At 35.3% G+C, this 11,038-nt stretch carries 13 protein-coding genes; 9 read left to right on the plus strand and 4 right to left on the minus strand.

Annotation, left to right across the window (positions count from 1 at the left end; all coding sequences use genetic code 11):
- From Q0X66_RS14265 to Q0X66_RS14280, 4 genes are all read right to left on the minus strand, one after another.
- The coding region (locus Q0X66_RS14265) for an FMN-binding protein (protein WP_297707541.1) at nucleotides 1-809 on the minus strand (809 nt) is incomplete at its 3' end.
- A 10-nt stretch (nucleotides 810-819) separates the two neighbouring features.
- Nucleotides 820-1,581, minus strand: a complete 762-nt coding sequence (locus Q0X66_RS14270; protein ID WP_297707543.1) for a glucose 1-dehydrogenase — start codon at nucleotides 1,579-1,581, stop codon at nucleotides 820-822.
- An 8-nt stretch (nucleotides 1,582-1,589) separates the two neighbouring features.
- A complete protein-coding gene (locus Q0X66_RS14275) occupies nucleotides 1,590-2,222 on the minus strand; it encodes a WG repeat-containing protein (protein ID WP_297707544.1) in 633 nt (210 codons plus the stop codon).
- A 152-nt stretch (nucleotides 2,223-2,374) separates the two neighbouring features.
- Nucleotides 2,375-2,830, minus strand: a complete 456-nt coding sequence (locus tag Q0X66_RS14280; protein WP_297707545.1) for a DUF2267 domain-containing protein — start codon at nucleotides 2,828-2,830, stop codon at nucleotides 2,375-2,377.
- 201 nt (nucleotides 2,831-3,031) lie between these two features.
- Here Q0X66_RS14280 and Q0X66_RS14285 point away from each other — a divergent pair, with 201 nt between their 5' ends.
- From Q0X66_RS14285 to Q0X66_RS14325, 9 genes are all read left to right on the plus strand, one after another.
- Nucleotides 3,032-3,883: a universal stress protein gene (locus Q0X66_RS14285; RefSeq protein WP_297707546.1), complete on the plus strand. Its 852-nt coding sequence runs from the start codon at nucleotides 3,032-3,034 to the stop codon at nucleotides 3,881-3,883.
- 9 nt (nucleotides 3,884-3,892) lie between these two features.
- Nucleotides 3,893-4,735: a universal stress protein gene (locus tag Q0X66_RS14290; protein ID WP_297707548.1), complete on the plus strand. Its 843-nt coding sequence runs from the start codon at nucleotides 3,893-3,895 to the stop codon at nucleotides 4,733-4,735.
- Nucleotides 4,736-4,788: 53 nt separating this feature from the next.
- The gene (locus Q0X66_RS14295) at nucleotides 4,789-5,634 is read left to right on the plus strand and encodes a universal stress protein (RefSeq protein ID WP_297707551.1); all 846 of its coding nucleotides are present in this window, start codon (nucleotides 4,789-4,791) and stop codon (nucleotides 5,632-5,634) included.
- 148 nt (nucleotides 5,635-5,782) lie between these two features.
- Nucleotides 5,783-7,876, plus strand: coding sequence for a phosphate acetyltransferase (pta, locus tag Q0X66_RS14300; RefSeq protein ID WP_297707553.1), 2,094 nt, complete (start codon nucleotides 5,783-5,785; stop codon nucleotides 7,874-7,876).
- A 14-nt stretch (nucleotides 7,877-7,890) separates the two neighbouring features.
- Complete coding sequence (locus tag Q0X66_RS14305; RefSeq protein WP_297707555.1) at nucleotides 7,891-9,081, plus strand: acetate kinase; 1,191 nt, start codon at nucleotides 7,891-7,893, stop codon at nucleotides 9,079-9,081.
- A gap of 111 nt (nucleotides 9,082-9,192) precedes the next feature.
- Nucleotides 9,193-9,522, plus strand: coding sequence for a YtxH domain-containing protein (locus tag Q0X66_RS14310; protein WP_297707557.1), 330 nt, complete (start codon nucleotides 9,193-9,195; stop codon nucleotides 9,520-9,522).
- 6 nt (nucleotides 9,523-9,528) lie between these two features.
- Nucleotides 9,529-9,879 (plus strand): hypothetical protein, encoded by a 351-nt coding sequence (locus Q0X66_RS14315; RefSeq protein ID WP_297707558.1) that lies wholly within the window; start codon nucleotides 9,529-9,531, stop codon nucleotides 9,877-9,879.
- Entirely contained in the window at nucleotides 9,876-10,097 is a 222-nt protein-coding gene (locus tag Q0X66_RS14320) for a DUF6327 family protein (RefSeq protein WP_297707559.1), read from the plus strand. Before Q0X66_RS14315 ends, Q0X66_RS14320 begins: the two co-directional genes overlap by 4 nt.
- Nucleotides 10,098-10,212: 115 nt before the next feature.
- Nucleotides 10,213-10,992 (plus strand): patatin-like phospholipase family protein, encoded by a 780-nt coding sequence (locus Q0X66_RS14325; protein ID WP_297707560.1) that lies wholly within the window; start codon nucleotides 10,213-10,215, stop codon nucleotides 10,990-10,992.
- The last annotated feature ends 46 nt before the right edge of the window (nucleotides 10,993-11,038 follow it).

An 11,038-nucleotide genomic window follows, 5' to 3' on the forward strand; every position in this document is an offset into this window, starting at 1 on the left:
TGTTCAAATTCAACATTAATTCCATCAGTAAATTCGTCTAAACTTACTTCTTCCCAATTGATACCAAGAGATTGTCCAATCTCTTTGGCATCCTTTTTTGTAATTTTTTTCATTTTTTGTTTTATTTTGAGTTCTTTTATGCCCCAGTTCTGATATTTTTGTAATCCTTGATTGATCATTTCTACCGTGGCTTTACTAGTTATTGTAGATCCCGAGATACCATCAATCATTGTATTACCTTCAATTAAGGACACACCGTTCTGTTTTAAACCAAAGTCATTTAAATCGGTCTGGAATACTTTTCCAACAAATTGACTTTCATAAGATTCCTGTGTGATTCCGGCACCATATCCTTCTGATTCCGCCATATGTTGAAACTGAAGTTTCAGAATTTCTTTTCTTTTATTATCAATCAGGATTTTTGTCCAGATGGCTCCTATATTTCCCCTGCTTTGTCCAACAAGGATCACCTTATCTGATCCAATAATTTCAAATATGGGCAGCTTAGAAGTTGACCTGCCCTTTATTAGGTTTTTATAGATTTGCGAATTTTTTTCCAAGTCGGATATAACTACTTCATCATCTTCATCAATTACCTTAAAAACCAATAAACTGGAAATATTAGTTGTATCTGTAAAAGTGATATTTGCAAATTGTAGTAACTCTTTTATCTCCGGGGAAATTTGCTTTGTAACTTTCACCTCATTAAAGGACTTATTTATAACTGGCTTTTCCTTACAGCTCCGGGTTAGTGTAAGCAGTAGTATTAATACCAAGCAGATCTTTTTATTTTTTACTTTGGTATTCATGTTACTATTTTTAACCAGCCATTAATCCGCCATCTATTACATAAGTATTTCCGTTTACGTATTTGCTTTCATCTGAAGCGAGATAAAGAACCAGATTAGAAATTTCTATAGCTTCTGCATACCGGCCATGAGGTACAATGGCTTCAAAACCTTTTTGAACCTCTGCTGTATTATCAGGAGAAATGTCCTTTTCTATTCTTCGCATCATTTGGGTGTTTACAGGTCCCGGATGTATAGTATTTACACGTATTTTTCTATCGGCAAATTCTAAGGCGGATACTCTCATTATCCCAATAACACCATGTTTGCTTGTCACATAGGCTCCTAAACCACTAAAACCTTTTAGCCCTGCTACCGAGGATGTGATAATCACAGATCCACCTTCAACCATTTTCGGGATTACGTATTTACACCCATACCATACTCCCTTCAGGTTAACGGCTATTACTTTATCAAATACGTCGTTAGGATAGTCTTCAATAGAACTGGACGCTCCTTCGATTCCTGCATTATTGAAGAACAGATTTATTTTACCAAATTTGGATATGGTTTCAGCTGTATATCTTTCTACATCAGCCGGATTAGATACATCGGCTACGTAATAGGCCAAACGTGAAGAATTTAGTTCTTTGGAAGTCGATTCCAGCATTTCTTTATTTATGTCCACGAGCATAACGCTTGCTCCTTCTTTAAGAAACAATGCAGCAGTACTCTTGCCTATTCCGGCAGCTCCTCCGGTAATAATGGCGACCTTATCTTTTAATCGTTCCATGATTATATTTATAATTCAAGTTTTCGTATTTCCCATGTTTTTGTTGGAGATTTTACGGCCAAAGTGTTAACTGATAGAAATTTAGCTCGGAGTTCAGGCAATTCATAGCGTCTTACAGACATGGAAATACCATCTCTCTTATTAATAAGTAGCATAATATCGCCCGCAGTATCCAGGAGAACTTCACTAAATCTATAATCATAAATATTCAACTGGAAATTGTTTTTACCTCGAAAGTCTTTGGTGACAAGTATGCCAACGGCATATCCTTCATTGAATTCCGTTAGATTCAAATATTCTGGTTCTATAATTACTTTGCCTTCGGTATTTATAAAACCATAAGTCATAATCTCCTCTTCTTCCATTATTTTTTTAATCATACATCTCCCATTTTTAAATTGAGGAAAACGTACGGAACTAACATCGTTTACTGAGGTATTAGCTAAATTATTCCAAACAAGATCATCTCTAAACTCTATTGCTAATTGGCCCTCTTTATTAATAAATCCCCATTCATTTCCTTTTCTAATTGCTGCCAATCCTTCACTAAATGGTGCTATTTCATCAATTCCGGTAAGTTCTTGTGCAAAAATTAAAAAGGGCAGTATGATTAAAGCGAAAAGAAAAAATATTTTTTTCATGAAATTTTATATTTAAAAGTGTTAATATCAGCGCAAAATTACGCTGCCGATATTTCATATAAAATGACCTTAGTCATCCCAAAATTGAAAAACAAGTCAGTCTTTAGCAATTATTTTATAGGGCTTTAGGAATATCTCTCTCTTCTTACTTATTAAAACATAATGTTGGAATAAATCATACTCTTAAGGTCTTTTGGAAGACCATCCCTAATATCTTCCATCTCACCCAGGGAAATATATTTTCTCAAAATAATAAAGGTGGAATCTATATATTGTTCGGCCACTTCATCACTGTATTCAAAATCATTAATAGCTGAAGGGCCATCGTGTTTTCTTACCAGGTCTATAAATTCTGCCATATGTTTTATCTTCAACTTATTTTTGTTTCTAAGTGTCCATCCGTTTACATAAACTGCTTTTAGGAACATGGGCAATTGCGCAATAAATTGTAAAGATTCCTCAGTTGAAATTATATCGCGTAAACTGTGCAGAATAGAAGATAATATTCTGCCGGCTTTGTCTCTGTCTTTACCAAGATTCATTTCCTTGGTGTATTCTTTAAGAAAGGTATTACCCTCTGTAGCATATTGATTAAAATTTAGTGCCATGATTATAGTTTTTATATGTGAATCCTAAAGTTGAGAAGTAGAATTGTCATTACAAATGATTTTGATCACTTAAAGCATAATTATTGAATTTTAAGTCAACAATTACCAAGAGCATCTTTTCAAAATGATTCTACTGATCTATATCATAGTTAACATCTCTGATCCTCAGTAAATTTGAGATTCAGATATAAATACCATATTATGAACGTACTTCTTCCTACAGATTTTTCTAAAAATTCATGGAACGCTATAGCTTATACTATGGAGTTATTTAAAAATGAAAAATGTAATTTTTTCTTCCTTCATACGTATACACCCTCATTTTACCGGATGGATTATATGCTGGGGGGGCCTATGTTCAGTGCTATTCCCGATTCTGGTGTTGATATCTCACTGGCTGGCTTAGAAAATACACTTAAAGATGTTAAGCAATCTTATGAAAATCCAAAACATAGCTATAATATCATTTCAGCCTTTAATACACTTACGGATGAAATCAATGAAGTGTCAGTAGAAAAGGAAATTGATTTGGTCGTGATGGGAACTCAAGGTGCAACAGGGGCTAAAGAAATATTTCTTGGGACAAATACGGTTTATGTTCTCCGAAAAGCCATTGCACCTGTCTTGGTAATTCCTGAAAACTATACTTTTCAAAATATTCGAAAAATATTGCTTCCATCAGACTATTTGTCAAATTATAAGGAGAACGAATTTAGTACTGCTATAAAAATGGTCAAAATGAATAAAGCGAAACTTATTGTTTTACATGTAAAAGAAGAGTATGAACTGACCACGAGTCAGCAGGAAAATAAAATGGCTCTATATCGTTGTTTAGACGGTTTGTCTACTACCCTTACAGAATTAAAAGGTAGTTTAATGCCAAATGCAATTTTAAATTATGTCCAAAATAATGAGATTGATCTCCTTATGATGATGAATAGAAAGCATTCATTTATTGAACGGCTTTTTGAACGACAAAATGTAGATCAAATAGGTTTTCATATAAAAATACCCTTCCTGGTCATTAGAGATACGGCCCAGGTTGTTAAATAACAGTTATAGATGAAAAATGTTTTACTGCTTACCGATTTTTCCAATAATTCGTGGAACGCTATTTTCGCTGCTCTCAAAATGCATGAACATATGGTTTGCGATTTTTGGCTATTAAATACCTATGAACCCAGTTTTGCAAACATTCTTGGAAACAAGAGTAAAGAAAGATTGGGGGTAATCTACGATTCTCTTGCAAAAAATTCTTCAATTGAACTTGATAAAATATTGCAATATTTAGAAATAAATCATCAAAATAAAAACCACACTTTTGAAAAACGTTCTGTATCAAATGATATAGTCAATGCTGTAAAGGAAATTTGCAATGAAAAAGATATTGATCTAATTGTAATGGGGACTAAAGGGGCTACGGGAGCCAAAGAAATTTTTATGGGAAGCAATACAGTAGAGCTTATTAAAAAGATAAACAGCTGCCCCATATTTGCCGTCCCAAGTAAGCATGACTTTAAAGACTTAAGTAAGATTTTGTTTCCTACAGAGTTTACAAAACCATATACAAAATATGAAATGAATCCGCTTACGGAACTGGCGACAACCTGGAAATCAGAAATATTAATAATTCTCGTAGCTCAGGAATTTTCGTTAAATAAAGAACAAATTTCCAATAAAGAAGTTTTGATCAAACGTTTGGGTAAAGTGGAGCATTCTTTTCACAATGTGGAGATGCAGGCTAGTGTAGCTGAGTCAATTAGTACTTTTGCAAAAGAGAACAGAGCAGATATTATTGTTTTAATTAATTATAAGCATACTTTTATAGAGAAACTAACCCGTGAAGCTGTTGTGAAAAAAGTGGGCTTTCATTCACAAATACCATTGCTGGTACTGCCGGAATGAGCAGGAACATTTAGTTTCGGATACAACACGATCAAAAAAATATTTTTAGTATTATGCGAATAGTTTTACCTACCGATTTTTCTAAAAATGCATGGCACGCAATAAAATATGCAACATTTCTTTTTGAACAATCACCTTGTACTTTCATTATAATTCATGCGCACCAGGTTAGCCCATCGGGTTTAATAAGCACTATAAACAAAGAACGTGACACCAGACTTCATGAGATTACGGTTAAAGAATCTGAACGAAAGCTTAATAAAATAGTAAATCACTTAAACAAAATAAATAAGGTTCCGGGACACCAATTTGAAGCGGTACTGGTAGCGGATTCTTTATTAAATGCGATAGGTCGGGAAGTAATAGATAAGGATGCTGACTATATTATTATGGGAACCCAGGGAGCATCTGGTTTAAGTGAAATATTTATGGGTAGCAATACGGTTAGTGTTATAAAGAATATTAACTTTTGTCCGGTTATTGCAGTTCCCAATTCTTATGATTTTAGCCCTTTCAATCAAATTTTGTTTGCTGCAAATTTTAAACACTTATATCAACGGGTTGAATTGCAACCATTGCTCGATCTTTCCAAACTGCGCAAAGCCGGGATTAATGTTATTCACATAAATGAGGAAGAGGAATTGAACGAGGAACAACTACATTTAAAGAAATTGCTTCGCAATTTACTAGGAGAGCAGGATATTGTTTTTGAAGAATTTGAATATCATCCAAATATCGCTTTAAAGATCAACGAGGTAACTACAAAGAAAAATGCAGGAATGATTGCAATGATTAATTCTCAGCATAGTTTTTTTAAAAGATTGACACACGAACCTGTTGTCAAAAAAGTCGCTTTTACAACCAAGATTCCATTTTTGGTCCTACCTGAGGTGATATGATCTCTATCAAATAGTACGAAAACTTAATAACTTCATATAAATTTCAGAACATATTGGAATTGGCTATTCCTTAATTTATTTAAACGAATGGAAAATCGTTTTAATAATGGGAATACCATAAATTTGCATTTGGAAAATTCTTTCAGCAATGAGTAAAGCTATTTATGTTGCAACTACAGAGCCCAATAGCGGGAAATCTATTGTATCATTAGGTCTAATGCACTTGGCATTAGGGAAAACTGGGAAAGTAGGATACTTCAGACCTATAATAAATGATTATGGACCAGGGGAAAAGGATAATCATATAAATACTGTGATTTCCTATTTTGGAATACAAATGGAATATAATGAAGCCTATGCATGTACCAGAAGTGAAGTAGTTCATAATCACAATCAAAATAGGGGTTATGAGACTTTAGACAAGATCATTGAAAAATATAAAGCCATTGAATCTCGCTTTGATTTTATTTTGGTTGAGGGTACTGACTTTTCCGGAGAAGGTGCTATTATAGAATGGGACAACAATGTTGAGATAGCAAAAAACCTTGGTATCCCCGCAATCCTTCTGGCAAGCGGTGTGGGGAAAACGCTGGAAGAACTGGTTGATAACCTGTATCTTGCCTATGATTCCTTTACCAATAAAGGAGTGGAAGTTTTAATGGTCATTGGCAATAAAGTAGAGCCCAAAAATGTAAACCTGGTAACCAATGGTCTTTTAAAAGCACTTCCGGATGATATATTAGTTGGTACGATTCCTTTGAATCCAACCCTTGGTAATCCAACTATGAAAGAGATTGTTAATGAATTAGAAGGCGAAGTACTTTTTGGCCACGAGTATTTAAATAACCAGGTGAGTAATTTTAGTGTTGGAGCCATGCAGTTGCGAAATTATCTCACTCACTTTAAGGATCATGGTTTGGTTATAACTCCAGGGGATAGATCGGATATTATCTTAGGAGCCTTACAGGCAAATTTATCTTCAAATTATCCCACTGCCTCAGGGATGGTTCTTACCGGCGGACTTATACCGGAGGATCCTGTGATTCAATTAATAGAAGGTCTCTCGGAAATCGTGCCTATCATTTCGGTTCATGGAGGTACTTTTTCAATTGCTAATAAAGTAGGTGCTATTCGCCCCAAGATATATGCAGAGAATAAACAGAAAATAGAGGCATCTATTCTGGACTTTACAAGATTTGTGCCGGTAAATGCCTTGGCAGAGCGTCTCATTACATTTGAAGCGAACGGGATAACTCCACGAATGTTTCAGTATAACCTTTTAAAAAGGGCGAAAGGTGCTAAGAAACATATTGTTTTGCCGGAAGGCACAGATGAACGAATTTTAAGGGCTACCAAGGAACTAATAGATGCTGATGCTGTGAAAATAACCCTTTTAGGAGATTCTGAAGAAATAAAAGCAAAGGCAAGACAACTGGATTTGATGATTAATTTTGAAAAAATTAATATCATAGATCCGGTGCATTCAAAATATTTTGAAGATTATGCGAATACCCTGTATGAACTAAGGAAACATAAAAATGTTGACAAAGCCATGGCAGAGGATCTAATGGGAGATATCTCTTATTTTGGAACAATGATGGTCTATAAAGGCGATGCAGACGGCATGGTTTCCGGGGCTGTTCATACAACCCAACATACAATCAGACCGGCACTTCAGTTAATTAAGACCAAACCCAATGTGTCTATTGTTTCCTCTGTATTCTTCATGTGTTTGGAAGATAGAGTTTCCGTATATGGAGACTGTGCAATAAACCCCAACCCGGATGCGGAGCAATTGGCTGAAATAGCCATTACTTCTGCTGCTACTAGTTTAGCGTTTGGAATAGAACCTAAAATTGCAATGCTTTCCTATTCTTCTGGTACCTCCGGATTCGGAGAAGATGTTGAAAGGGTTCGCCAGGCTACTGAATATGTCAAAGAAAGAGCTCCCTATTTAATGGTTGAAGGCCCAATCCAATACGATGCTGCGGTGGATAAAAGTGTGGGCAAAACTAAAATGCCCGATTCCGAAGTAGCCGGACAGGCTAGTGTTTTTATTTTTCCGGATTTAAACACAGGGAATAATACGTATAAGGCCGTTCAGCGAGAGACCAGAGCACTCGCAATTGGACCTATAATTCAAGGCTTAAATAAACCTGTAAATGATTTGAGCAGGGGAAGTACGGTTAATGATATATTTAATACCGTTATTATCACCGCAATACAAGCTCAAGTTGGATAACCGATACTAATTGAATGAACATATTAATAATAAATACCGGGAGTTCTTCAATAAAGTTTCAGCTAATGCATATGCCATCTGAAAGCGTTTTGTGCTCTGGTATGGTAGACAGAATAGGACTGGAAAATGGAAATCTGAAGTATGCAAAGGATGATTACGAAACTAATGAAATACTCCAGTTTTCATCTCACAGAAAAGGGCTTAAGCGGGTTATAGAATTGCTTTTGGATCCTGTTATTGGGGCCATAAGCGACGTAAACGAGATAGATGCCGTGGGACATAGGGTAGTCCATGGCGGAACTACTTTTGCCGAAACTACAATTATTACCCGGGAAGTAAAAGATAAGATTGGAGAATTGAGTCATTTAGCTCCATTGCATAATCCCAATAACCTGGAAGGGATATTGATTGCAGAAGAATTATTTCCAAATGCCAAACAGGTTGCAGTCTTTGATACCGCTTTTCATCAGACTATTCCCTTGAAGGCTCGTAAATACGCAATACCGGATGAATTTTACACGGATCACGGAATACAGCTTTATGGTTTCCATGGCACGAGTCATAAATACGTTACGGAAAAGGCCATTAGTTTTTTGGATAAAAAAGCAGCAAAGATTATTAGTATTCATTTAGGTAACGGCTGCAGTATTACCGCGGTCCAAAAAGGAAAAAGTACGGACCATAGTTTAGGCTTTGCTCCCTCAAATGGACTTATCATGGGTTCCAGAAGTGGAGACATTGATCATTCTATGATTTTTTATCTCGTAGAATCATTGGGATATAGTTTACGGGAAGTAAATGATTTGCTCAATAAGAAAAGTGGAATGCTGGGACTTACCGGTTATAGTGATTTAAGGGAAATTCAGGCTAAAGCTGGTGAAGGAGATGTCAAATGTCAGCTAGCTCTGGAAATGAATGCTTATAGGATTAAAAAATATATTGGTGCTTACAGCTCCGCCATGAATGGATTGGATGTCTTAATATTTACAGCGGGGATAGGAGAAAATTCTGCATATTTGAGAGATCTGGTTTGTTCTGAGATGGACTTTCTGGGAATTGAACTGGATGCTGAAAAGAACAACCAAAAATCTTCAGAATTTCGGGAAATAAATAAAAGCTCTTCAAGAGTTAAAATTTTGGTCATCCCCACAAATGAGGAATTGGAAATTGCAAAGCAAACCTTTCAACTGTTAAAAACCTCCTGAAAATAAAAAAATACACTACAATTTCTCTGTGAAATGATTAAGATCATTTCGTATAGAAAGTCTATGTCCTACCTTGACCAATTATTAGTATTAACCTAAAAAAAATTTATCATGTCAGACAACAGTAGTAATGTTTTGCTAGCTCTTTTATCAGGGGCAGCAATAGGAGCAGGTATCGGAATCTTATATGCTCCTGAAGAAGGGAGTAAAACCCGAAAAAAAATTAAGGATAAAGCGCTTGAAACCAAGCAAGATCTAACATCACGAATTTCTCATGCTAAAGACGAACTCACAAAAGTAGCAGATGAGAAGAAAGAAGTTTTTGAACAAAAATTAGAGGATACTATCTCTACAATGAGTTACAAAGCAGATGAAATTATTGTTCAATTGGAGCGAAAGCTTGAAGAGATCAGAAAGAAAAATGCACAATTACAGAAGTAGGCTATTATGGCTTTTGAAGGTTTAAGACAAAATATTTCTGAATTAGACGAAAATGTCAGCTCCTATGTGGAGCATAGCATAGAATACGCCAAGCTTAAAAGTTTTAAGATATCCATGGTTTTGGTTACCTATTTAGCTAAGGTTTTGCTGGTTGGTACCATTGCTGTTTTGGCTATAATATTTTTGAGCCTGGCGGCTTCTTTTAGCTTGGGTTACGCAATGGATAATATGGTTTATGGATTCGCTATAATTGGTTTTTTATATCTGTTGTTTGCGATTGTAGGCTTTGTATTTCGCGACAGGTTAAATAAACCTTTACTGCAATTATTTTCTAAATACTTTTTTGAGGAACCATGATAGGAAAATACAACTCGTTTAAGGAAATTGATGAGGATTTGAAAATCCTTACTCTGGAAAGAGAGATCAACAAGGAGTATACGAAGTATAGTTTGCAAGAGCTTAAAACTTATTTCTATCCCTTTAATTTAATTAGAAGTTTTGATGGTTTTGTTGCCAAGGTGATGATTCCTTTTGTTTTAAGAAAGGTCTTTAAGAAAAAAAGACTGGCAGAATAGCAACTTATTAAGATGTCTAATAGGGCCCTAGGTATTAAAACTAATACTTAGGGTCGTTTTTATTCTAATTTTCTTACTGGTAAAAAGGTACCTTTGCTTGTATTAGGGATATTTTATGAATACGGGTTTAGTATTGTCTGGAGGAGGATTTAGGGGTATTGCTCATATAGGGGTAATAAAGGCTTTGGATGAATACGGTTTCGAGATTACTCATATAGCAGGAACCAGCGCCGGTGCAATAATTGGCGCATTGTATGCAGGGGGCCTGGATTGGAGACAAATTCTCGAATTTATAAAGAAGATTAATATTTTTAGTATTAATAACTATGCCGTTGGAAAACCCGGGTTTGTTGATACTGAAAAATTCTATAAGCAGTTCTCGGTGTTCTTCCCTGATGATAATTTTAAGAGCCTTAAAATTCCTTTATTCATCACTGCCACTAACATTCTGGATGGGAGTTTAAAGATTTTTACTGAAGGAGAACTTATCCGACCAATATTGGCTTCAGCCGCATTTCCAGGGGTTTTTACGCCGATAAAAATAGCAGGTGAGTATTATGTAGATGGTGGAGCTTTGAACAATTTTCCTGTAGATCTCATTAAAAACTATTGTGATCAGATCATTGGGGTCTATGTCAATCCTTTTCTTAAAATAGGGATAGAACAATTAAAACACTCTTTTAATGTATTGGAACGCGCCTATAAGATACGCTCGGCCAAAGATTCACTTTCCAAATTTGGAGATTGCCATCTAATAATATCACCTGAAGATTTGATAAATCACAGTACATTTTCCATAACTGATGTCGATGCCGTATTTGAATTGGGTTATAAGGCTGCCGTAAAGGCTATTGAAAATCCTGATAATATGCTTGTATCAAAAAAGACTAACTAGGAATAATTTGTTCAGTCATTTTTTAAGATCAGGTAAAAAGGAATGC

It is taken from the genome of uncultured Eudoraea sp. (genome assembly GCF_947260015.1).
Taxonomy (GTDB): domain Bacteria; phylum Bacteroidota; class Bacteroidia; order Flavobacteriales; family Flavobacteriaceae; genus Eudoraea.